Origin of the sequence: Micromonospora musae, assembly GCF_003626635.1 — a bacterium.
GTDB lineage: Bacteria > Actinomycetota > Actinomycetes > Mycobacteriales > Micromonosporaceae > Micromonospora > Micromonospora musae.
In genome coordinates, this window is record NZ_RAZT01000004.1 from 139331 (window position 1) to 160676 (window position 21346).

General features: G+C 69.3%; 24 protein-coding genes. 15 read left to right on the forward strand and 9 right to left on the reverse strand.

Features of this window, described 5'->3' with window-relative positions; genetic code table 11:
- Nucleotides 1–40: 40 nt before the first annotated feature.
- The 5 genes from D7044_RS09425 to D7044_RS09445 form a co-directional block, all read right to left on the reverse strand.
- Nucleotides 41–910 (reverse strand): DUF6745 domain-containing protein, encoded by an 870-nt coding sequence (locus D7044_RS09425; RefSeq protein ID WP_120688565.1) that lies wholly within the window; start codon nt 908–910, stop codon nt 41–43.
- Nucleotides 911–1014: 104 nt separating this feature from the next.
- Complete coding sequence (locus D7044_RS09430; RefSeq protein WP_120688566.1) at nt 1015–1584, reverse strand: DM13 domain-containing protein; 570 nt, start codon at nt 1582–1584, stop codon at nt 1015–1017.
- Nucleotides 1585–1754: 170 nt separating this feature from the next.
- Entirely contained in the window at nt 1755–2936 is a 1182-nt protein-coding gene (locus D7044_RS09435; RefSeq protein ID WP_120688567.1) for a lactonase family protein, read from the reverse strand.
- Nucleotides 2937–3108: 172 nt separating this feature from the next.
- Nucleotides 3109–4188, reverse strand: a complete 1080-nt coding sequence (locus D7044_RS09440) for a glycoside hydrolase 5 family protein (RefSeq protein ID WP_199716552.1) — start codon at nt 4186–4188, stop codon at nt 3109–3111.
- Between the two features lie 17 nt (nt 4189–4205).
- On the reverse strand, nt 4206–4688 hold the full coding sequence (locus tag D7044_RS09445; protein WP_120688568.1) for a peroxiredoxin family protein: 483 nt from the start codon (nt 4686–4688) through the stop codon (nt 4206–4208).
- A gap of 225 nt (nt 4689–4913) precedes the next feature.
- Between D7044_RS09445 and D7044_RS09450 the strand changes: the two genes are divergently transcribed.
- Both D7044_RS09450 and D7044_RS09455 read left to right on the forward strand, forming a co-directional pair.
- On the forward strand, nt 4914–5588 hold the full coding sequence (locus D7044_RS09450) for a sigma-70 family RNA polymerase sigma factor (RefSeq protein ID WP_120688755.1): 675 nt from the start codon (nt 4914–4916) through the stop codon (nt 5586–5588).
- Nucleotides 5585–5809, forward strand: a complete 225-nt coding sequence (locus tag D7044_RS09455; protein WP_120688569.1) for a hypothetical protein — start codon at nt 5585–5587, stop codon at nt 5807–5809. Before D7044_RS09450 ends, D7044_RS09455 begins: the two co-directional genes overlap by 4 nt.
- Before the next feature lie 25 nt (nt 5810–5834).
- Here the strand turns inward: D7044_RS09455 and D7044_RS09460 are convergent, their stop codons facing one another.
- Complete coding sequence (locus tag D7044_RS09460; RefSeq protein ID WP_233564914.1) at nt 5835–6164, reverse strand: hypothetical protein; 330 nt, start codon at nt 6162–6164, stop codon at nt 5835–5837.
- A 358-nt stretch (nt 6165–6522) separates the two neighbouring features.
- On the opposite strand from D7044_RS09460, the gene D7044_RS09465 reads away from it, so the two are divergent.
- The 4 genes from D7044_RS09465 (at nt 6523) to D7044_RS09480 (ending at nt 8686) form a co-directional block, all read left to right on the forward strand.
- Entirely contained in the window at nt 6523–7119 is a 597-nt protein-coding gene (locus D7044_RS09465) for a sulfite oxidase-like oxidoreductase (protein ID WP_120674276.1), read from the forward strand.
- Nucleotides 7089–7829, forward strand: coding sequence for an FAD-binding oxidoreductase (locus tag D7044_RS09470; protein WP_120688570.1), 741 nt, complete (start codon nt 7089–7091; stop codon nt 7827–7829). The genes D7044_RS09465 and D7044_RS09470 overlap by 31 nt, the downstream gene beginning before the upstream one ends.
- A gap of 2 nt (nt 7830–7831) precedes the next feature.
- Nucleotides 7832–8125 carry a DUF6510 family protein gene (locus tag D7044_RS09475; protein ID WP_120674280.1) on the forward strand — a complete coding sequence of 98 codons (294 nt, stop codon included), beginning with the start codon at nt 7832–7834 and terminating at the stop codon, nt 8123–8125.
- A 150-nt stretch (nt 8126–8275) separates the two neighbouring features.
- Nucleotides 8276–8686: a GNAT family N-acetyltransferase gene (locus tag D7044_RS09480; RefSeq protein ID WP_120688571.1), complete on the forward strand. Its 411-nt coding sequence runs from the start codon at nt 8276–8278 to the stop codon at nt 8684–8686.
- A gap of 204 nt (nt 8687–8890) precedes the next feature.
- Here D7044_RS09480 and D7044_RS09485 read toward each other — a convergent pair whose 3' ends face one another.
- Entirely contained in the window at nt 8891–9808 is a 918-nt protein-coding gene (locus D7044_RS09485) for an NADP-dependent oxidoreductase (RefSeq protein ID WP_120674284.1), read from the reverse strand.
- A gap of 409 nt (nt 9809–10217) precedes the next feature.
- Here D7044_RS09485 and msrB point away from each other — a divergent pair, with 409 nt between their 5' ends.
- From msrB to nhaA, 7 genes are all read left to right on the forward strand, one after another.
- Nucleotides 10218–10769, forward strand: coding sequence for a peptide-methionine (R)-S-oxide reductase MsrB (gene msrB / locus D7044_RS09490; protein WP_222864453.1), 552 nt, complete (start codon nt 10218–10220; stop codon nt 10767–10769).
- A 9-nt stretch (nt 10770–10778) separates the two neighbouring features.
- Nucleotides 10779–11285, forward strand: a complete 507-nt coding sequence (gene msrA / locus D7044_RS09495; RefSeq protein WP_120688572.1) for a peptide-methionine (S)-S-oxide reductase MsrA — start codon at nt 10779–10781, stop codon at nt 11283–11285.
- Nucleotides 11286–11472: 187 nt separating this feature from the next.
- Nucleotides 11473–11646 (forward strand): low temperature requirement protein A, encoded by a 174-nt coding sequence (locus D7044_RS32335; RefSeq protein ID WP_158609971.1) that lies wholly within the window; start codon nt 11473–11475, stop codon nt 11644–11646.
- Between the two features lie 18 nt (nt 11647–11664).
- Nucleotides 11665–12177 (forward strand): low temperature requirement protein A, encoded by a 513-nt coding sequence (locus D7044_RS09505; protein WP_158609972.1) that lies wholly within the window; start codon nt 11665–11667, stop codon nt 12175–12177.
- A 282-nt stretch (nt 12178–12459) separates the two neighbouring features.
- Nucleotides 12460–13116 carry a TetR/AcrR family transcriptional regulator gene (locus D7044_RS09510; RefSeq protein ID WP_120674290.1) on the forward strand — a complete coding sequence of 219 codons (657 nt, stop codon included), beginning with the start codon at nt 12460–12462 and terminating at the stop codon, nt 13114–13116.
- 527 nt (nt 13117–13643) lie between these two features.
- The gene (locus tag D7044_RS09515; RefSeq protein ID WP_120688575.1) at nt 13644–14072 is read left to right on the forward strand and encodes an OsmC family protein; all 429 of its coding nucleotides are present in this window, start codon (nt 13644–13646) and stop codon (nt 14070–14072) included.
- Nucleotides 14073–14320: 248 nt separating this feature from the next.
- Nucleotides 14321–16234: a Na+/H+ antiporter NhaA gene (gene nhaA / locus D7044_RS09520; RefSeq protein WP_233564915.1), complete on the forward strand. Its 1914-nt coding sequence runs from the start codon at nt 14321–14323 to the stop codon at nt 16232–16234.
- Nucleotides 16235–16288: 54 nt separating this feature from the next.
- On the opposite strand, the gene D7044_RS09525 is transcribed toward nhaA, so the two are convergent.
- On the reverse strand, nt 16289–16897 hold the full coding sequence (locus D7044_RS09525) for a helix-turn-helix domain-containing protein (protein WP_120674294.1): 609 nt from the start codon (nt 16895–16897) through the stop codon (nt 16289–16291).
- A 107-nt stretch (nt 16898–17004) separates the two neighbouring features.
- Here D7044_RS09525 and D7044_RS09530 point away from each other — a divergent pair, with 107 nt between their 5' ends.
- On the forward strand, nt 17005–18438 hold the full coding sequence (locus D7044_RS09530) for an MFS transporter (RefSeq protein ID WP_120688577.1): 1434 nt from the start codon (nt 17005–17007) through the stop codon (nt 18436–18438).
- A gap of 153 nt (nt 18439–18591) precedes the next feature.
- Nucleotides 18592–19329, forward strand: a complete 738-nt coding sequence (locus tag D7044_RS09535) for an SDR family NAD(P)-dependent oxidoreductase (RefSeq protein ID WP_120688757.1) — start codon at nt 18592–18594, stop codon at nt 19327–19329.
- Nucleotides 19330–19353: 24 nt separating this feature from the next.
- Here the strand turns inward: D7044_RS09535 and D7044_RS09540 are convergent, their stop codons facing one another.
- Nucleotides 19354–21201, reverse strand: a complete 1848-nt coding sequence (locus D7044_RS09540) for a glycoside hydrolase family 15 protein (protein ID WP_120688578.1) — start codon at nt 21199–21201, stop codon at nt 19354–19356.
- Between the last annotated feature and the right edge of the window lie 145 nt (nt 21202–21346).

Below are 21346 nucleotides of genomic sequence, written 5' to 3' on the forward strand. Positions count from 1 at the left end.
GCGGCGGCCGTCGTTCGCGCACCTGCGCTGGCGACTCAGGTCACCTGGTCAGGAGTGGCTCCCAGCCGTCGCGGTGGCGCAGGCCGCGAGGTTGGAGCCGGATCTGGTCGTGCGCTGTTCGGGAGACCGGCTCGGTTCGTATCGTTTCGGGCCGGTCCACCACGACGCAGACGTCCTCGCCGGGCCACCACCAGCCGCAGGAGCGGGCCAGGCCGGCCCAGGCGTCGAGGTGTTCGGCTTCGTCCGGCCCGTACCGGGCGAGGCCGAGTCGCCGCAGCACGTCGTAGTAGGCGATCCATGACGCGTCCTGCTGCCCGTACCAGCACACCGGCAGCGCAGCGTCACCGGCGAGGGCCGCGCGTACGGGCAGGTAGTACCCGTGCGCGAGGCTGCGGTGCAGTGCCGTGCGTACGCCTTGGTGCAGCACGACAGCGAGCGGAACTCCATTGTCGAGCGCGCGTAGCGGCGCCAGCTCGGGCCACGGCTCCTTGGTCTTGCTCCTGCGCACCGGCGACAGTTCGGGATCGGTGTGGGTGACGCCCGCGCTGAGCGCGCCACGCAGCTGGGAGGCGATCATGGCGATGCTGCCGGCCAGCGGTGGTGTTCCGCGCGGCCGGGGGTCCCTGATCCGCTCGTAGAGCTGGTCGAGGGTGGGCCAGCCGGTGATCAGGGGGCGTGCCTTCTCCGGCGAGTCGACCCATTCGAACCGAGGTCGGGGCCGTGCTGCCCTGGCGTAGATGGCGGTCAGGCACCGCTCGGCGGTCGACCTGTCAGCCGGTTGGGTGGAGAGAGCGTGGTCCAGCCACTCCTGGCGAATTCGGATGGCCTGCTGCCACAGGTCGTGAGGGCTGCCGCTGCGAACGGCCTGTGGAGGATTCGCGGCGTCGCTGCGCCGCGCGGGGGCGCTCACAGCGCCAGGGCGTCGCCGCCCTTCCGGTACGAGATCATGGAACGACTATGGCCCACCGCGCGACGCCGACGCAAGGCGATTCCGCGCCTGCGCGACCGGCCGGATCAGGTGGTTCTCAGGTCGGCGGCCCCAAAGGAGACACTGAAGCGCTTGCACCAGATGGAGACGCTCCGGAAGTCCGCCGGATCCACGGCGGCCGGGAGTTCGTACACCTGGTCGCCGCGGTTGCCCTTGAGGCGGGCCACCTCGATCCAGCTGCCGTCGTCGAACACCCGCCAGCCGGCCGGCCCGCTCTTCACCGGCTGGTCGGTCAGCCAGACCCGTAGGTCCGGCCCGTTGGACGTGTCGAGATCGCGAAGGACGAGCTGGTGCCGGCCGTCGGCGAGCCGGACGATCTCCGCACTGCCGGTCGTTTCATGCTCGTGAGTGATGAAGTCACCGGCGGAGACGATTCGATTCGCGCCCGGCCTCGTGGCGGCCGGGCGGGACGTAGCGTCGGCGGACGCGGAGCCGGTCGGTGTGGGAGCCCTCTCGGCGACCGGTAGCGCCTCGTCGACGCGAGTGTCGGTGAACAGTTTCCACGGCTGAAACCAGAAGAGTCCGAAGGCCGCGATGATTACGACCACGGTCACGCTTGCCCAGATCAGCGGCGGCCGTACTCGCTTCGTCCACATGCTCGCCAGAGTACGTCGCACCGGTCGTCGAATCGGCGGCCATCCATTTCCAGATTCTTACGGCTGTTCCGCTCACGAGATGCGGTGCGACGGCGGCCGCTTCCGGCAGTTTCACGCACAAACGCTGGTCCCGGTCGCGTCTGCGGCCGGGACCAGCGGTGGAGCTGAGCTCAGGAGGCGGCGATGCCTTCCATCCCGATGCCGTTCTCGAACTTCGGCAGCCCCTTCACCTCGGTGACGAGTTTGAGGGAGCCGTCCTTGCCCACCTCGTAGCCCTGCACGTTGCCGGCGGCGGCGTTCTGGACGTACAGGAAGCCGTCGCTGGCGGTCATGTCGATCGAGCCACCGCCGGTGTCGGCGGCGACGGCCTTGACGAGGACGAGCTTGCCGTCGCGGTCGACCTTGTAGGAGCTGATGGTGGAGCTGCCGGCGTTGGCGACGAAGAAGAAGTCGCCGACGCGCTGGATCCAGCACGGCGCCTGCTGGCCGTTGGGCACCGACGGTCCGATCTGGTCGAGTCCGCCGTCCTTCTCCAGCTCGAACCGGCTGAGCTCGTTGCTGCCGGATTCGGTGACCAGCAGTGTGTCCTCGGTGTCGAAGGTGAAGCCGAACGGGGTGTTGCCGGCGTCGCTGATCACGGGGTGTCGGGACAGCTCGCCGTGGCGGCCGATCTCGTAGCTGAACATCACGTTGGCGGCCTTCGTGCTCACCAGCACGAACTCGCCTTCGGGATCGATCTCGACCTGGGCCGGGGCGGTCATGAAGGCGGGCGGGTTCCCGTTGTGCAGCCCGAGTGACCGGTGCGCGCCCTCGATCGGCGACAGCCGGTCCTTGTGCAGGCGGAAGCCCTGAACGGAGCCTTCGCCGCCGGCGTTGAGCACGTAGACCAGGTTGCCCCGAACCGCCACGCTGACCGGCAGCAGGCCGTGCGACCAGACGACCTGGAGCTTGTCGAGCTTGGTGCCGTCGACCCGGAACACCGTCACGGTGTTGCTGCCGGCGTTGACCGCGAACAGCAGCCCGTCGTGATAGATCAGCGACCCTTGCGACGCCAGCGCGTCGCCCGGCGCGCCGACGGTGAATCCGCCGAGGCCGCCCGTCTCGAACTCGCCCTTCGGGGAGAGGCGGCCGTCGTCGTCGCGGTCGTAGACCTTGACCGTGTTGCCCTCCGCCTTGTTCGTCTGGACGAACAGCGCACCCTCGTCGCCGTCCTCGTGGTGCTGTCCGTGGCCACCACGGTCGTCGTGCCGGTACTCCGGTCCTCCGCCGTCGGCGAGAGCGAGCCCCGGGAGCGCCCCGACGCCGGTGAGCCCGGCGAGGAGCGCGGCAGTGGCGAGCGTTTTGCGCTTCATGATCTACCTTCCGGTCGTGACAGCCGCAAACGGGAAGAACTTTCCTGTTTGCAGGCTATGGCGGCTGAAGGTCATGTACGCGCCGTTTACCCGAAAGGCGGATATTAAGCGTATTCGTGCCCGGATCCTGCCGGATTCCCGTGCTGCTGGTCTCACCGACGATGCCGGCCCGTCACGGTCCGAGTCGTCCGAGCCTCGAGTTCGTCTCGGTCACCACGTCGGTGAGGTCCCGGTACGGCTCGTCCCACGGGTCCTTGAGCCCGAAGCCCCGGTGCGGATTCTCCAACCAACTGCACCAGTGCCAGCCCAGGCACCAGGGCCGCTCGGCGAAGGCGTCGGCGGAGGCCGCGTAAGCCAGGCCGCGTTCCCGTTGGTTGAGGAAGGAACCGGTACGACCCGGGCTCATCACGGTCGGACACCAGTTGCCGGTGTCGGCGATGAGGACCGGCCTGCCGGTTCGTTCGTGCCACCGATCGACCATGTCCAGGGCCGCCTCCAAGCGCCCGGCCTCTGGTCCGGGAAACAGCTGTACGGAGAGAACGTCGACGTACGACGCCATGGCATCGAGCACCGGCTCGGGCGCGCCGACCCGACCGCCGTAGCGGTCGCCCAGGATCAGGTGGTGTGGGTCGTGCCGCCGGATCGCCTCACTGGCAACCCGGTAGTACGCCTCGGCGATGGCCGCCAGCTCTGCCGCTGGGTAGCCGGCACCGGTCGGGTGCCGGCCCCAGCAGGGGACGTCGACCAGGAAGTAGCCGAGCAGGTTCGGGTCGTCGGGCCGGCACAGCGTACGGGCCAGGTGGTCGCACCACTGTGCGAAGGCGGGCTCACGCGGATCCCGGTACGCCGGCACGCCGTTCCAGTGCTCGATCTCGGCGACCCGCAGCGAGAGCGTATACGGCACACCGGTGCCGGCGAGTTCGTCGGGCGGTAGCCCCTCCGAGTGACCCAGGTCGACGACCCGCCCCTCCGTGGACAGTCCGCTGCCGCTGACGTACTCGGAGGTCCAGCCCACGGTGTTGAATCCCCACGACGTCATCTCCGGGATCAGGCCCTCGCGGAGCCAACGTCGGCGCGAGCCGCCGTACCGGGACCGGTGAATATCGAGGTTGTGGGGGTAGCGCAGGTTGGTGTCGTCGGCGTGCACGATCCCGATGGAGCGGAACGGCTCACCGCCGGGCGTACGCAACCGCCAGCCGTCGCGGTGCTCCACAGTGAGGGCGGGCGGATTGCTGGTCATCTCCTGGGTCACTTCCTCGGTGGTCGACGCTACGCGGCCTGATGCTCGCGCAGGTAACGGACCAGGCCGGCGACATCCTCGGGGACGAGGCGCCCGATCGCCCCGCTGGAGTAGACGCTCACCACGACCTTGCCCTCCGGATCGAGCACGAACCCGGTCGACTGGAGATACCGCGGGTCGTCGTTGACGAACGCACCGGTCGCCTCGGCGAAGGCGTCCGGGTCGGCGCTGTGACCCACCGGGAACTCCAGGCCGTGCTCGGCGATCGTCTGCTTCGTCGTGGGCTCGTCATCGACCGATACCGCGACCACCTTGACGCCGAGTTCGGCGAGCTTCCCCAGCGACCGCTGGAAGGCGCGCAGCTGCGCGTTGCAGTACGGGCACCACGAGCCGCGGTAGAAGAGCACCACACCGAAGCCACCGGCGAGGGCGTCGGGCACTCGCAGGGTCTCCCCGTCGGGTAGGGACAGCGTCAGCGCGGGAAAGCGCTCACCAGGCTGTAGCAGGGTCATTCTGAATCTCCTCGTTCGGTTCGCGCCGGGCACCAGAGCGGTCCTGCCGCGAACGGATCGGTCATGTCACGTTGGCGACGAGTTCCGAGCGAGTTCTTACCGCCGGGAGACCGCCGTCACATCGCGGGCCGCGAAGGCTTCCACGGCCCGCCCGACCCGGTCCGGTCCGCCGTCGATGATTCCGGCGGACGCCCCGGGTCGGCCGTGGCTACAGTTCGGTGCGTGATGCCGGCAGACCCGACGACGTTGGACGACAGTCCGGACACCTCAGGCCGACTCGACCCGGAGTCGGCCGAATGGGTGCGCACGCTCGGTGGTCGCGGCGCGGAGCGGGAGGCGGCTGTCGTGCGGCTGCACGAGCTCCTGCTGCGGGTCGCGCGCGGCGAGGTACGGCGCCGTAGCGGGTTGCTGCGCGTCGACGGCCCGGAGCTCGACGACCTGGCGCACCAGGCGGCGGCCGACGCGCTGCTGGCGATCACCAGCAAGATCGGCCAGTTTCGGGGGGAGAGCCGCTTCAGCACCTGGGCCTACAAGTTCGTGATCTTCGAGGTGTCGAGCAAGATCGGCCGCCACTTCTGGCGCCGGCCGCAGGTGCCGTTGGAGGCCGAGGAGTGGGAGCGGTTGCCGGACCGGTTCGGCCTCGACCCGGCCCGGGAGTCCGAGTGGCGCGAACTGATCACCGCGCTGCGCCGGGCGGTGGAGACGGAGCTGACCGAGCGTCAGCGCCAGGTCTTCGTCGAGATCGTGCTGAACGGCGTACCGTTGGATGCCCTGGTCGCGCGGCTCGGCTCGAACCGGAACGCGATCTACAAAATCATGTTCGATGCCCGGCGTAAGCTGCGGACCGCTCTCGCCGCTAATGGGTATCCGCATGGCAACACCTCGGAGCCGCAGCGATGAACGACATGTCCGCACTCGACCGTTTCCTGCACACCGATCCCGAAGACGTGGGCTGCGGCCAGGCGATGGAGGTGCTGCACCTGTACGCCGAACTGGCCGCCACGAACGCCGAGGCGGCGGCAGAGCGCTACCGAGGAGTCGCCGCCCACCTGCGCGCCTGCGGCCCATGCCAGGAGGACCTCGAAGGTCTGCTGGCCGCGATAACCGATCCCAGGCAGTGAGCCGCGACCCCTCGTCTTCTCCCAGTCAGCGGTACCGGCCGTCGTAGCGGACTCCGCTGCGGGCATCCGTGAAGCTGACGCCGACAGGTACGCCCTCCTCGACGATCCACCGGATCGTGTACGACGCCCGGTACGTCGGCGGCCAGAACGAGGCGAAGGTGCCGTCCCCCGTGACAGACCACTCCCCGGCGGACGGTGTGCCCCTCTCGACGTAGGTCGTCCGACCCTCCGCCGTGAACGATTGAGTCGCTCCGTCGGAGAACACGAGCTGTGCGGCGGTCAGGGCAGCGATCATGTCCACCGCGGCGACCGGCTGGCCGTCGACCACGTTTCCGCCGGAGGGAACCGGGTTCATCGAACTCTCCTAGCAATCATCTGTGGACCTTATCGTCCGTTTTATGTTCTGCGGGGGAGGCGCCTGTCGGATCCGGGAGGACGCCTCCTCAGGGTTGTCATATGTACTGCTGCTGGCGTCAGCGGTAGCTTTCCGCTGCGGTTTGCCGGGCAACGTGGGGCCAGCCTATCCTGGACGTGATAGTCCAGATAATATGCCTGGGACCACGGACGGCCCGGTCCCCGCCATGGAGAACCTCGTCATCCGGGCACTCGCTGGCGATGGCGCCGTGGGCAGGTGTCACATCGGCACCAATCGACTGCATGGAAGCGCGGGCGGCAGCGGGAACGTGGCCGCCCGGCCACCTGGAGGGGGACGTATGGCAGTGATCACACGCGGCTTCGGCGGCCGCAGACGCGACGACACCGACCTCCCGCCCGGCCAGTACCGCACGGACGATTTCCCGGTGCTGTCGGCGGGGCCGACGCCGCGCATCAGCCTCGACGACTGGGAACTCGCCGTCGTCACCGAGACCGGCGAGCGGAGCACGTGGTCGTGGGCGGAGTTCACCGCCCTTCCTGCCGACGAGCCGACCGTCGACATCCACTGCGTCACCCACTGGTCGAAGTTCGGCACGAGCTGGCGGGGCGTCTCGCTGGACACGCTGCTGGCCGACGTCGAGACCGCGGCCGAGTACGTCGTCGCCCACTCCTACGGCGGCTACACCACGAACATTCCGATCGAGGACCTCCTCGACGGTCAGGCCTGGGTGGCGTACGAGTTCGACGGTGAGCCGCTGGTTCCGGTGCACGGCGGGCCGGCTCGTCTCCTCGTTCCGCACCTCTACTTCTGGAAGAGCGCGAAATGGCTACGGACTCTGGAACTGCGTCTCGACGACGAGCCCGGGTTCTGGGAGACGGCCGGCTACCACAACTACGGGGACCCGTGGCGCGAGCAGCGGTACCGGGCAGACTGACCTGGCAGTCGGCTACCGTCGCCGCCACCCGGGCGGAGACCGCGACGGCGCGGACGCTGATCCTCGACGTCGACGGCTGGACAGGTCACCTGCCGGGCCAGCACATCGACGTCCGGTTGACGGCCCCCGACGGCTACACGGCGCAGCGCAGCTACTCGATCTCGTCCGCCCCGGGGCCCGACCGGCTCGAAGTGACGGTCCAGGTGGTGACCGACGGTGAGGTCTCGCCGTACCTCGTCGAGGTTGCGGAGCCGGGCGACCAGCTCGAGATCCGCGGGCCGCTCGGCGGCTGGTTCGTACGCCGACCCGCCGACCCGCGCCCGGCGTTGCTGATCGGCGGCGGGTCCGGTGTGGCGCCGCTGATGTCGATGGTGCGTGCGGCGACGAGCCCCACCCGGCTGCTCTACTCGACCCGGTCGCCGTCCGACGCGCTCTTCACCGCGGAGCTCGCCACTGCGGGAGCCGCAGCCGATGGGCTCGTCGCAGTCAGGCACGTCTACACCCGGGTCGCGCCCGCAGGCTCTCCGGTCCCACCCCGGCGGTTGGACGCGGACGCCCTCGCCCGGGTCGTCTGGCCCCGCGATGCCGACTCGGTGGCGTTCGTCTGCGGGCCCACCGGATTCGTCGAGACCGTTGCCGACCTGCTCGTCGGCGTCGGTCACGATCCCGCGAACATCCGCGCTGAACGTTTCGGACCGACCGGAGGATGACCATGTCGACCATCAACGGCGGAGGCGACGACGCGGCCTGGGTGGACGGCAACGCCCTCGCCGGACCGCTCGGCGAGATCATGGGGACCGACCTCACCGTCGCCGAACTCACCTGCGCAGGGTGCCGGACGACCCGCCCGCTGGCCGCGATGCGGGTGTTCGACCGAGCGCCCGGCCTCGTCGCCCGATGCCCCGGCTGCGAGGCAGTCGTCCTGCGCCTGGTGCGTACGGCCGACCGCGCGCTGGTCGACCTGCGTGGGGCGCTGCTCCTCAGCCTCCCGATGCCGACCGCCTGAGCGTCGAGAATTCGGTCAATCGCGCTCCTCCTGACGACGTCGGGGTCTCCGACGTCGGTTCGTATTGTCCGAGGCGAGATACTTTGCACTGTCAGCGACCTGACCGAGCGCGCTCAGGCCGCTGATCAGACAACGAGATCAGGAGAAGATATGCCGGGCAACGCCGAGAACATGGTCACGTTGACCAGTCCGGAGCATGATTCGGGTGGCTCGAACCTGTCCGGAGCCACCGGGCACGACGCGGAAGACCTCGTCATCACCGACAACAGCGAGCTCGGCATCTACGAGGCCGCGATAGGGGGCCGGACGGCCGCCGGCCTCGTCTACAGCATGGTCGGGAACCGCGTCGTCCTGTCGGCGACGTCCGTGTTCCCCGAGTTCCGAGGCAGGGGAGTGGCGGGGAGGCTCGTCGCGGGCGTCCTCGACGAGCTGCGCGTCCAGGGCAAGACCGCCACCGTCACGTGTCCGTTCACGGCGGCGTTCGTCAATTCTCATCCCGAGTATGCCGACGTTCTCGACCCGGTCTTCCCTGGGCCGCACGTGGTCGGGCACGGGAGTTGAACACACGCCGTCGCGTCTGACGTCGCGCTCATCGCTGGAGCAGCGCGGTCGGCCGGGGTGCGCAGGGACTACGCGCGCTAGGGGCAGGGCTGGCTGCGGACGTGTACGGGCACGTCCGCAGCCCCGCAAGTGACGAGTCGCCCGAACCGGCCTACCCGGTCGGCGCGGGTCGACAAGGCGGGCAGGACCCCTGTCCCTGGCGCCCTACGGACGAACGCGGACGACGGTCTTGCCGGTGGTCCGCTTGGTCGAGTTGAAGGTGGCGACGGCGTCGTCGAGGGTCGTGACGTTGCCAATGTTCGTCCGCAGCCGGCCGTCGCGCACCCGCTGGACGATCTCCCCGAGCTGGGCGCGGTCGGCCTCGACGACGAAGTCGACCGCCAGGCCGTCCGCGGGCCGCGTCTCGACCGGCCCGACGACGGAGACCAGCGTGCCTCCGGCTCGGACCAGGCCTGCGGAGCGCCTCCCGATCTCGCCGCCGATGACGTCGAAGACCAGCTCGACTCCGCCGATGTCTTCGAGGGCGTCGTTCTCGAGGTCGACGAACTCCTGCGCGCCGAAGTCGAGCGCCTTCTGCCGGTCGGCAGCGCGCCCGGTGCCGATGACGTAGGCGCCCGCCTCGCGTGCGAGCTGCGTCACCGTCGAGCCGACCGCGCCGGCCGCTCCGTGCACGAGGACGCTCTGCCCCGCCCGAAGGCGGCCGTGGTCGAACAGCCCCTGCCACGCGGTCAGGCCCGAGATCGGCAGGCTCGCGGCCACCGTGAAGTCGACGTCACCGGGCAGCGGCGCGAGGTTGCGGGCCTCGACGGCCACGTACTCCGCCAGGGTGCCGTCGCGCGTCCAGTCGGTGAGGCCGAACACCCGCTGTCCCACGGAGAGTCCCGTGGTGCCGTAGCCGAGCGCGGTGACCACTCCGGCCAGTTCGTGCCCGGGGATCGACGGCGTCCGGTCCCGGCCGAGGCGATCGGTCCAGGTCGAGGGCCACGACAGCTCCGTCGGTACGAATCCGGACGCGTGAACCTGAACGACGACGTCGTTCAGCGCCGGCTCCGGCTCGGGCCGCTCCACCAGCGTCATCCCAGCCGTTCCTGCCGCCTGGTCCGTCACCACGATCGCTTTCATGCGAATTGTCTCCTTGCTCGTTGTCTCCAGCCGGCCGCCCTGGACCCCGCCGGTTCGCTCCGTGCACTGATCAACGCGTGCCGGGCAGGTCGTTCCTTTCCCACCGAATCGCGAACTGTGCTCGTGGCACCCGGTTTTCCGAAAGTGGCGCAGCGGTCCTAGCTCGGAGCCGGTGGGCAGGCCGGATACTTCGCCGCCAGCGGGGCACCCAGTAGGGCGCCCCGAACCTAGTCGGGGCATAACTGGTCGGTCAAGTCCACTTTCGGAGCCCGGCGGAGGCCGCGTTGAGTGCAACCCATCCCAGGCTGAAGCGCCCAATGATGGTGCTGGCCGGCCGCCTCTGGGCTCCGTCTCTGGACGCTATAGTCCATGGAAGGCGAGGGCTGCGGGAATAGAGTCGGCCCGCGAGGTGTCTGTACCTCTGCGTGCCCAGGCGCGCTTCGCCTGGTTCCTCAGCTTCGCACCGAAAGACGGGGAGGGGAGAGCTGTGCCCGAGCAGGCCCAGTACCACAAGAACCCGGAGGCCGTTTCGCGGCTCAACCCGGAGCAGTACCGCGTTACCCAGCAGGACGGCACCGAGCGCCCGTTCGCCAACGCCTACTGGGACAACCACGAGCCCGGCATCTACGTCGACGTCGTGTCCGGCGAGCCGCTGTTCGCATCGGTCGACAAGTACGACAGCCGCTCCGGCTGGCCGAGCTTCACGAAGCCGATCAGCAAGACCAACGTCGTCGAGCTCCAAGACTCCAGTCTCGGGATGATCCGGACCGAGGCCCGCTCGCTGTACGGGGACAGTCACCTCGGCCACATCTTCGACGACGGTCCCGCCGACAAGGGTGGACTGCGCTACTGCATCAACTCCGCGTCGTTGCGCTTCGTCCACCTCGACGACCTGGAGAAGGCCGGGTACGGCGAGTACCGCAAGCTGTTCACCAGTGACAAGAACACCGACGACAAGTAAGGGGACGACGTGACCACCGAAAAGGCGATCCTCGCCGGCGGCTGCTTCTGGGGTATGGAGGAGCTGTTCCGCCACCAGCCCGGCATCGTGTCGACGCGCGTCGGCTACAGCGGCGGCGACGTCCCGAACGCCACCTACCGCAACCACGGCACCCACGCGGAGACGATCGAGGTCGTCTACGACACCGAGAAGACCGACTTCCGCGCGCTGCTCGAGTTCTTCTTCCAGATTCACGACCCGTCGACGAAGAACCGCCAGGGCAACGACATCGGCCTCAGCTACCGCTCGGCGATCTTCTACACGAACGACGAGCAGAAGCGGGTCGCCGAGGACACGATCGCCGACGTCGACGCCTCGGGCCTGTGGCCCGGCAAGGTCGTCACCGAGGTCACCCCGGCGGGCGACTTCTGGGAGGCCGAGCCCGAGCACCAGAACTACCTGCAGACCTACCCCAACGGTTACACCTGCCACTTCCCCCGCCCCGGCTGGAAGCTGCCGAAGCGGGCATCGGCCTGACACCTCCGGCGCGCGGACCTCGGGTCCGCGCGCCGGCTCGGGCTGAGGTGGTCGGGCGGAGCGAGGAGTGGACTTCACCCTCGTCCGTCCGGGTAACGAGGTCGCTCGATCCGGTCCAGGACGGCACGTCCGCGGTTCCCGCCGCTGCCGTATGCCAGCTATGCCCCAGAAATGGGGCATAGCTGGCATGGCGGGCGAGTCGATGGCGAGGGGCAACGCGGCCGAGCTGATACGGAAAGCCGGTGATCCGCAGCAGGCCACGTTCCTGGAACTCTTCTTCGACCTGGTGTTCGTCCTCGCGCTCACGCAGCTCTCGCGCGATCTCGCAGCCGATCTCCGGATGATCCTCCGGCCGTTTTGATCGAGGATCACCGCGCACGTGGCCGAGCGCCACCAGCAGTTCTTCATCGTCGCGCTCGGCGACATGATCCTGGTGACCGGCCTGGCGCTGGGCAACGGCGGCTTCACGCCGGACGGGGTCGCCGCGTTCGCGGTGTCGATCGCGACCACCGTGCTGCTGTGGCGGATCTACATCTACCGCGCCGGGCAGGTCCTGGCGGAGGCGATCGCCGTCTCCGCCGACCCGGTCCGCCTGGCCGGATCGGCGTCCTACGCCCACCTGACCATGGTCGCCGGCGTGGTCGCCGCCTCCGTCGGCGCCGAACTTGTCATCGCGAATCCACTCGGGCGCACCCCGCCGGCCTGGATCGCCGTCATCCTCGGCGGACCCGCGCTGTACCTGGCCGGACGGGCTCGCTTCGAGCACGCGGTGTTCGGTCGGGTGTCCCAGTCCGACCGATCGGCATCCTCGCGCTGGCCGCGCTCGCGCCGGCGATGTTCCTCCTGCCGCCGGTCGCGGTCGCGGTCGCCGCCGCTGCTGCCCTCGTCCTGACCGGGATCGCCGGAGCCGACGCGGCCCGCGCCCGCCGAAACCCGTCCGAGCCGCCGTCACCACCCGGCCAGCGGTGGGGACGTCTTGTCTGCCGGGCCTATATACGGGACTAAATAGTCCAAAATGAGACTCGCTCAATGATGTTCCGTGGATGCAACGCCCATTAACGATGCTGGTGCGCACCCTTCTTCTATCTTGATGTGGTCGAATGCGAAATAAGATTGAACGGACTCCACGGTCCAATTCTCAGTGGATTCCTCGGCGCGTCGATACACTTGACCAATGGGCGACGAGCAGGGGTCTGCGCCGACGAAGCCGCGGAGGATCAGTCAACGGGGCATCGCGACGCGAGAGCGGATCCTCGAGGCCGCGAACCGGCTGATGTTCGTACGCGGAGTGAACGCGACCACCCTTGACGACGTCCGTGAGGCGAGTCAGACGAGCAAGTCCCAGCTATACCACCACTTCGCCGACAAGCAGGAGCTCGTACGCGCGTTGGTCCGATATCGGGGCGCGCTCGTGCTCCAGCGCGAACGCGGAGGGCTGGAACGGCTCAGATCGTTCTCCGGGCTGGTCCGGTGGCGTAACGCGCTGGTCCAGGCCAACTCCCTGAACAACGGCAAATACGGGTGTGGCCTCGGGTCGATGGCTGTCGAGCTGTCCGATCAAGATGAGCAGGCCCGATCGATGCTGTCGGAGACGTTCGCGGCATGGGAAAAGCTGATCAGCGATGGTCTGCACCGGATGCGCGACAGCGGCGCGCTGCGTCAGGAAGCCGAACCGGAGAAGCTGGCCACCGGGTTGATGGCGGCTCTGCAGGGTGGCTACCTGCTGGCGAATACCGCGCACGACGTCGGACCCATGGAAGTCGCTCTGGACATGGCGCTGGAGCACATCAAGTCGTTCCTCACGGAGCCGTCCGGCGAGTCGACCCGCTGATCGAGCCTTCTCGTCGTGATCGTGCTGGTCGCGGCGGGTGCGGACAGTCCGGAGGTCGTTGCGGGTGATGCCGCCGTAAGCAACCTCGGCGGCGTCGATCCCGGTGGCGACGACTCGACTCGGCCGGCAGGCCCTCGACTCGGCCGGTAGGCCTACGCGGCAGCATTCCGGCGAAACTGCCCTCGCCTGGTTGGGCGGCGACGGTCGCCGCCCCGACGCGGGTACGACCGTACACCGCGCACCTGCTGGACCGATGGGTCCATCCCTGGGTTCGGCGTCGGCCGGGTGCAGCCGAGGGGTCTTGGGTCTGTACGCCGCCAGATGCAGCTAGAGACGCCGGATGGCGACGTCTGAGTGGTTCTGGTGGCTGGCGAGTAATTGGACTATCCAGTCCGCGAAGGCTAGCCTGCTGAGGCGCCCGGTCATGGGTAATGCCTGGCCGCGGCCCCCGCTCGGACTGCGGCCCGGCTGCTGCCGGATCCGCGTACCGGACTGTCACTACCGAGATCAAGAGGAAGGCGCGGCTGATGGAAACCGATCGGGACCGTGTCGTCGCATCCGCCCGAGCTGTCCTTCCGCTCAATGAGCGCCGGCGCACGGAGCTGACCAGCCGCGGCTTCACGTTCGTCGCCGACGAGCCGCACAACGGCACGCTCGGCGAAGGCCCGACGCCGACGGAGTACCTGTTGATGGCGCTCGCGTCGTGCACCGCTCAGACGCTGCGGCAGTACGTCGACTACAAGTACGACAACGCCGGTGACATCACCGTCGAGATCGACTACCACGAGCCCGAGCAGGAAGGCGCAGAGCGCTACCTGAAGCGCACGATCACGCTGAGCGAGGAGCCCGATCCCGACGACCTGAAGGTGATGCACGACATCGCCGAGAGGTCGCCGGTGACCCTGCTGATTCAGTTCGCGTGGAGCGTGCGGACCGAGTTCGTCGGGCCGCGCTGAAATCAGGCCGCCTGCTGCTCGGCGATCGTGGCCGAGCAGCGGGCGCCCGTCTTTCCTCCCCAAGCGGCGACGGGGTTCCGTCGACCGCGACAGCCTGTTACGCCATGCGGCGACGTGCCCGCGGCGCGGGCTGTGGCGACCGCGAACCGATCCAGGTCGCGGCCCGGCCGCACCGATCCTGCTGAACGACCGCTACCGGGCGGCCGGCGCTGCCTCGTGGCCGTCGCCGGCGCCCCGGAAGGTGACGTGTGACCGAAAGCAAGATGAGCGACCGAACGATCTGGATGCGGAGTCTGGCGACACCGCTGCGAGCCTTCCTGCGAACCGAGGCCGGGAGCGCCGGCGTGCTCGTGGCCGCCATCGTCGCCGCACTGCTCTGGGTCAACCTCGACCTCGGCTCCTACGAAGCCGTCTGGCGCACCCAGTTGGCCCTGCGGCTCGGGAACCTCGAACTCTCCCGCGACCTGCACACCTGGATCAACAGCGGCTTGATGACGCTCTTCTTCCTGGTCGTCGGCCTTGAGACGCGGCGCGAGTTCGACCTCGGCGACCTACGCGACCGGCGACGCTTCGTGCTGCCCAGCCTGGCCGGCGTGATCGGCATGCTGATCCCGGTGCTGATCTTCCTGGCGGTCAACCACGGAGGCCCGGGCGCGCACGGCTGGGGCGTGGCCATGTCGACCGACACCGCCCTCGCGCTGGGCCTGCTGGCACTGCTCGGCCGGGGCGTGCCCGACCGGGTCCGAATCTTCCTGCTCACCGTGTTCGTGGTCGACGACCTGATCGCACTCGTCGTCATCGCCCTGGTCTACAGCGACGACATCAAGATGATGCCGATCATGGTGGCCGTGGCGGCGTTCGCGATCATGCTGGCGATTCGGGCGGCCGGCGTACGGCGTGGCTCGGCGTACGTGCCGTTCGCCGTCGTGATGTGGGGCGCGCTGCTGGTCAGCGGAGTCGACCCGGTGGTGGCCGGACTGGCCATCGGGTTGACCGCCTTCGCCTACTCTCCGGGCCGAGCTGAGCTCGAGCAGGTCAGCGGGCTGTTCCGGTCGTTCCGTGAGCAGCCGACGCCCAAGCTCGCGCGTACCGCTTCGATCGGCCTCGCGAACACGCTCTCGCCCAACGACCGCCTTCAGCGCATCTACCACCCGTGGTCCAGCTACGTCATCGTGCCGCTGTTCGGCCTGGCCAACGCCGGCATCGGCATCGACGGTCCGTTCCTGGCTCGGGCGTTCACGTCGCCTGTCACCTGGGGCGTGCTGCTCGGATTCGTCGTCGGCAAGCCCCTCGCCGTGATCGGCACCTCGGCCGGGCTCACCTGGATCTCGCGTGGCCGCGTCCGCCCGGCCGTGGGCTGGGCGGGCGTGCTCGGTAGCGGCACGATCGCCGGTGTCAGCTTCACGGTGTCGCTGCTGATCGCCAGCCTGGCCTTCACCGGCGACCAACTCGCCGAGGCCAAGGTCGGGGTGCTCAGCGCCGCGATCGTATCCTCGGCACTGACCTGGACGGTGTTCCGCGTCACCAACCTGCTGTCCAAGGAGAAGCGCACCCGGGCGCTCTTCGGCGACGTGACGGAGCTGATCGACCTCATTCCGGAGGTCGACGAGAAGTACGACCACGTCCGCGGCCCCGCCGATGCTTCGGTGACGCTGGTGCAGTACGGCGACTTCGAGTGCCCGTACTGCGGAAAGGCCGAGCCGGTCATCCGGCAGTTGCTGGGCCACGCCGATCTGCGCTTCGTGTGGCGTCACCTGCCCCTGTCGGACGTGCACCCCCAGGCCCAGTTGGCCGCCGAGGCCGCCGAGGCGGCGGCCGCGCAGGGCAGGTTCTGGCAGATGCACGACCTGCTCCTCGACCACCAGGAGAAGCTGAACATCCCGGATCTGATCAAGTACGCCGGCGACCTGGGCCTGGACCAGAACCGGTTCCACGACGATCTGATCAGCCATGCCCACGCCGCCCGCATCGACAGTGACATCGACTCGGCCGACAACAGCGGAGTGTCCGGTACTCCGACGTTCTTCATCAACGGCCGCCGCCACTACGGCGCCTACGACATCACCACCTTGACGGCCGCCATTCGGATGGCCCGAGCCCGGGCCCGCCTCGGCCGCGAGGCGCCAGCGACGATCCGAGAGCAAGAGGCTCAGCGCCGGTAGCGATGCCGGCGAACCAGCTCCCGCGTAGGGCCCCTCGCCCTCAGGTGGCGTGGGTCAGCCTCGGCCTGTCGCGGCGCTCCCGCCCCGTACGGTCCGGATCCGGAGGTGCGCGCGCTCGCCCTGGACGCCCAGGAGGCTGAGGATCTCCACGGGGTGCTCGTCGGCGTTGCCGAACCAGTGCGGGGTGTGGGTGTCGAATTCGGCCGCCTCACCGGGACCCATGACCAGATCCTTGTCCCCGAGGACCAGGCGCAGGCGGCCGTCGAGGACGTAGAGCCACTCGTAGCCCTCGTGGCTGGACTGCTCGGGCTCCGGTGAGCGCATCTTGGGCGAGATGATCAGTTTGTAGGCCTGCAGGCTTCCGGCCCGCCGGGTCAGGGGCAGCATGGTCATGCCGTGCCGGGTGACCGGCTTGAGGTGCAAACGGGGATCGCCGGTCTGCGGCGCCCCGATGATCTCGCTGATGTCGACGCGCAGCTCGCGCGCCAGGGGGAGCAGGAGTTCGAGGGTGGGGCGGCGCTGGCCCGCCTCCAGGCGGGAGAGCGTGCTCAGGGAGATCCCGGTGGCCTGCGCGAGGTGGGTCAGCGACAGGTTGCGCCGCGTACGCAGCCCTCGCAGGCGGGGCCCGACGGCTGCCATCGTCGACGCGGTCTCGTCATCCATGCCCCCAATATTGCCACCGCAGCAAGGAACTTTGCCTCTTCGTCCGAACGGTCCGACTGTGTCAGCAGGCACCCCGACCAGGGGTGACGCCGGACAGGAGAGGTGCGATGACCCGAGGCAGCTTGCTCACCGCCCCCGCGGGTGGGCACGACAGCGAGTCGACATCAGGGGCCGGTGCGACGCTGGCCGTGGTGATCCTGGTGCTGACACAGTTGATGTTCGTCGTGGACACCTCGATCGTGAACGTGGCCCTACCCGACATCGGACGTGAACTGGGCTTCTCCGACACCGGGCTGTCCTGGGTCGTGACCGCCTACGCGTTGACCTTCGGCGGGCTGATCCTGCTGAGCGGCAAGGTCGGCTCCATGATCGGCCCCCGCCGTGCCCTTCTCCTCGGCGTGTCGGTCTTCGTGATCGCCTCGATCACCGGAGGTCTCGCCACCTCGGCGGAGATCCTGGTTGCCGCCCGCGCCCTGCAAGGCGCCGGCGCTGCTCTCGCCGCGCCCAGCGTCATGGTGCTGATCATGGGCATCACCGACCCCGGCCCGCAGCGCTCGCGCGCGATGGCGATGTTCGTACTCGCCGTCGGCGCCGGAGCGGCGGTCGGTCTGCTCGCGGGCGGGGTACTCACCCAGACCCTGGGCTGGGAGTGGGTGATGTTCGTCAACGCACCGATCGGTCTCCTGGTCCTGCTCGGCGCCCTGCGCAACCTGCCGGAGCTGCCGCGCCGACGCACGCCCCTGGACGTCGGTGGCGCCGCCGCCTCGATCGTGTTGATGGTGGCCCTGGTCTTCGCCTTCACCTCCGCCGCCGACCAAGGCTGGACCAACCCCGTAGTGCTGGGCGCATTCGCCGTCGCCGTGCTCTCCCTGCTGCTGCTCGTGGTGGGTGAGCGCAGGCATCCGCACCCGGTGATGCCGCTGGCTTTCTTCGCCTCCATGCGCAGCGCGGGACCGCTCCTGTCCATGCTGGTCGTACCGGCCGGTCAGGTCGGCTTCCTGTTCTTCACCACGTTGCTCACCCAGCAGGTCCTCGGCTTCACCCCGATCCAGACCGGACTCGCGCTGGTGCCGTTCACGCTCGGCCTGATCGCCACCAACCAGCTCACCCCACGGCTGCTGCCGCGCCTGGGGGAGCGCGCCATCGGCGGTACCGGCCTGGCCGGCCTCGTGCTGGGCATCACCTGGATGGCGTCAGTGGCCGCCGACGCCGGCCCACACACCTCGATCGTCACGGTGCTGCTGCCTTCGGTCCTGCTCGGCGCGGGCGCGGGCGCGACGTTCGCGCCCGTCACCGCCGTCATCATGCACCAGGCCCCCGCCGAGCACATCGGCGCCGCGGCCGGCCTCAACCAGGGCCTGCAGCAACTCGGCGGCGCGATGGGCCTGGCCATCCTCACCAGCGTCCTGGCCACCGCCGGTGGCCTGGACCACGGCCTGGAGGCGACCCTGCTGGCCACCGCGGCCTTTCCGCTGGCCGGCCTGATCCTCTTCGGCGGGTGGGCGCGCCGGATCCCCGCCCCCGAGCCCACCCACGCCTGACCGGCCAGGCGCGACCTCGCCACGGGCTCCCGCAAACGGGTGCAGCGGCGCGCCGCGCGCTGCCACCGCGCCCGGTGACCGCCACGACACCCGTGCGCACCGCCCGACAGACCCGCTGACACCACCCGCACGATCAGAGGAAGAAGCACCATGATGAGCAAGGACCTCGCCCACCGGACCGCCCTGGTCACCGGAGCGACCGCAGGCATCGGCCGCGCCACCGCCCTGGCCCTCGCCGCGCGCGGCGCCGACATCATCGTCCACGGCCGCGACCGGGAGCGCGCCGCCGACACCCTCCGGCGGATCGAGGCGATGGGAGCCACCGCCCGCTTCGAGCCCGCCGACCTCTCCAACCCCGCACAGGTGATCGCGCTGGCCGGACGCGCCGGCGACGTCGACATCCTCGTCAACAACGCGGGCATCTTCCAGTTCGCCCGCACCGCCGACACCGACCCGGCCACCTTCGAGGCCCACATCGCCGTCAACCTGCGCGCCCCGTACCTCCTCGTCCAGGCCCTCGCCCCGGGCATGACCGCACGCGGCCACGGCGCCATCATCAACATCAGCAGCGGCGCCGCCAGCACCCCCGGCCACGGCAGCGGCATCTACGGCGCCACCAAGGCCGCCCTCGAATCCCTCACCCGCGTCTGGGCCTCCGAATACGGCCCCGACGGGGTGCGCGTCAACGCCGTCGCCGCCGGCCCCACCCGCACCGAAGGCACCGCCGCGTACGGCCCCGCCTTCGAATCCGCCGGACAGGCCGTCGCCCTCAAGCGTCTCGCCGACCCCGAAGAGATCGCCGGCACCATCGCCTTCATGGCCTCCCCGGAGGCCAGCTACGTCAACGGCGCCACCCTCAGCGCCATGGGCGGGCAACCTGCCCTCGGGTAGGGCCCGCTGATCGAGGGAGCCGCGCTAATGGCGGCGTCGGGCGTCGGCCTCGGCGTCGAGCAGGTCGTTCAGCGTCAGCGCCGAGTTGATCAGAGACAGGTGGCTGAACGCCTGTGGGTAGTTGCCGATCTGCTCACCGGTCGCCGCGATCTCCTCGGCGTAGAGGCCGAGGTGGTTGCTGAAGGTGGACATCTTCTCGAGGGTGAGCCGGGCGTCGTCCAGGCGGCCGGAGCGAGCCAGCGCCTCGACGTACCAGAACGTGCACATGTTGAAGGTGCCCTCGTGCCCGGGGAGGCCGTCGGGGGAGTGCACCGGGTCGTACCGGTGGACCAGGCTGTCGGAGACCAGCTCCCGCTCGATCGCGTTCAAGGTGGACCGCCAGAGGGGGTCGCTCGGCGTCACGAAGCCGACCGCCGGCATGGCGAGCAGCGCCGCATCCAGCATGTTCTCGTCGTACGCCTGCACGAAGCTGCCGCGTCCCCGGTGGTACCCGCGGGCCATGACCTGGTCGTAGATCAGGTTGCGTTGCTCGGCCCAGCGGGTGGTGTCGCCGGGGCGGCCGGTGCGGGTGGCGAGGCGGATGGCCCGGTCCAGCGCGACCCAGGACATCACCCGGCCGAAGGTGTAGTTGCGCGGGTGGTGACGGCTCTCCCAGATGCCGGCGTCGGGCCGGTCCCAGTGCTGGCAGAGCCAGTCGACGAGCCGGACGGTGCTCTTCCACACCTGGTGCGAGACGCGGATGCCCTGCTCGTCGGCGAGATGCATGGCGTAGAGGGCCTCGCCGTGGATGTCGAGTTGAAGCTGGTCGGCGGCGCCGTTGCCGATCCGCACCGGGCTGGACCCCCGGTACCCCTCCAGATGGTCGAGCACCTCCTCGTGCAGGTCCGAGGAGCCGTCCACCCGATACATGATCTTCAGCGGGTCCTGGTGGTCACCGGCCTCACGGATCCGCTCGTCGAGCCAGTTCATGTACCGGCTGACCTCCTCGGTGAAGCCGAGGCCGAGCAGCGCGTGCACCGAGAACGACGTGTCGCGTACCCAGGTGTAGCGGTAGTCCCAGTTACGGGTGCCGCCGACCAGCTCGGGCAGCGCGGCGGTGGGCGCGGCGATCATCGCGCCGGTCGGCGCGTACGTCATGAGCTTCAACGTGATGGCCGAGCGCTCGACCATCTCCCGCCACCGCCCGGTGTAGCGGGAGCGCTCGACCCAGCGCCGCCAGTAGTCCCGGGTCCACTCGAACATCCCCTGGACCTCTGCCGCGGAGATGGTCCGTGGCTCCGTGCTGGCCGTCTCCAGCACGATCCCGCCGGTGTCACCCTCGTTGAGCGTGCCGTACGCGATCAGGTCGCCGTCCTCCAGGCGGACCTCCCCGGTCTGCGCCCAGAGCTGCCGTACCGGGTCGACCGGATTGAAGGTGAGCGTCGCCGACGGGCTGCGGAACAGGTACCCGTTCGGGTGGCGCTCCAGGTCGTGCCTCTCCCGGGCGTAGTCGAACCGGGGCCGGCACTCCACCCGGAAGCGCATGCTGCCCCGGACCATGGTGACGATGCGGACCAGGCGGTGCGAGTCGGTGGCCAGATCACCGGTGACCGGCATGAAGTCCATCACCTCGGCGACGCCGTCCGCGCTGATGAACCGGGTGATCAGGATCGGGGTGCCGGGCAGGTAGAGCTGCTTGGTGACGTACCGGACGTCGTGCGGGGCGATGCGGAAGTAGCCACCGCGTTCCCGGTCCAGCAGCGCGGCGAAGATGCTCGGCGAGTCGAAGCGCGGCGCGCAGAACCAGTCGACGGTTCCGTCGCACGTCACCAGAGCGGCGGTCTGCAGGTCGCCGATGAGCCCGTGGTCCTCGATCGCCGGATAGCTCTCCACGCCGCCTCCCGGTCTCGACAGCCTCCTGCGCAGTAACCTAAGGGACGAATTGTCCGGGTCGGCTCGATTCGTGGTCAGCCACCCGCGCGTGCTCGATGCGCCTCGACTACTCCGGAGGGCGCAGACCCGCATCCGCGAACCACCG

Coding starts and splice junctions, on each gene's coding strand:
- D7044_RS09525 (WP_120674294.1), bottom strand. CDS start 16,897: ATGGATGACGAGACCGCGTCGACGATGGCAGCCGTCGGGCCCCGCCTG.
- D7044_RS09435 (WP_120688567.1), bottom strand. CDS start 2,936: ATGAAGCGCAAAACGCTCGCCACTGCCGCGCTCCTCGCCGGGCTCACC.
- D7044_RS09515 (WP_120688575.1), top strand. CDS start 13,644: ATGGAAACCGATCGGGACCGTGTCGTCGCATCCGCCCGAGCTGTCCTT.
- D7044_RS09445 (WP_120688568.1), bottom strand. CDS start 4,688: ATGACCCTGCTACAGCCTGGTGAGCGCTTTCCCGCGCTGACGCTGTCC.
- D7044_RS09475 (WP_120674280.1), top strand. CDS start 7,832: ATGTCGACCATCAACGGCGGAGGCGACGACGCGGCCTGGGTGGACGGC.
- D7044_RS09430 (WP_120688566.1), bottom strand. CDS start 1,584: ATGTGGACGAAGCGAGTACGGCCGCCGCTGATCTGGGCAAGCGTGACC.
- D7044_RS09465 (WP_120674276.1), top strand. CDS start 6,523: ATGGCAGTGATCACACGCGGCTTCGGCGGCCGCAGACGCGACGACACC.
- D7044_RS32335 (WP_158609971.1), top strand. CDS start 11,473: ATGGCGGGCGAGTCGATGGCGAGGGGCAACGCGGCCGAGCTGATACGG.
- D7044_RS09530 (WP_120688577.1), top strand. CDS start 17,005: ATGACCCGAGGCAGCTTGCTCACCGCCCCCGCGGGTGGGCACGACAGC.
- D7044_RS09455 (WP_120688569.1), top strand. CDS start 5,585: ATGAACGACATGTCCGCACTCGACCGTTTCCTGCACACCGATCCCGAA.
- D7044_RS09480 (WP_120688571.1), top strand. CDS start 8,276: ATGCCGGGCAACGCCGAGAACATGGTCACGTTGACCAGTCCGGAGCAT.
- D7044_RS09485 (WP_120674284.1), bottom strand. CDS start 9,808: ATGAAAGCGATCGTGGTGACGGACCAGGCGGCAGGAACGGCTGGGATG.
- D7044_RS09450 (WP_120688755.1), top strand. CDS start 4,914: ATGCCGGCAGACCCGACGACGTTGGACGACAGTCCGGACACCTCAGGC.
- D7044_RS09510 (WP_120674290.1), top strand. CDS start 12,460: ATGGGCGACGAGCAGGGGTCTGCGCCGACGAAGCCGCGGAGGATCAGT.
- D7044_RS09460 (WP_233564914.1), bottom strand. CDS start 6,164: ATGAACCCGGTTCCCTCCGGCGGAAACGTGGTCGACGGCCAGCCGGTC.
- D7044_RS09535 (WP_120688757.1), top strand. CDS start 18,592: ATGAGCAAGGACCTCGCCCACCGGACCGCCCTGGTCACCGGAGCGACC.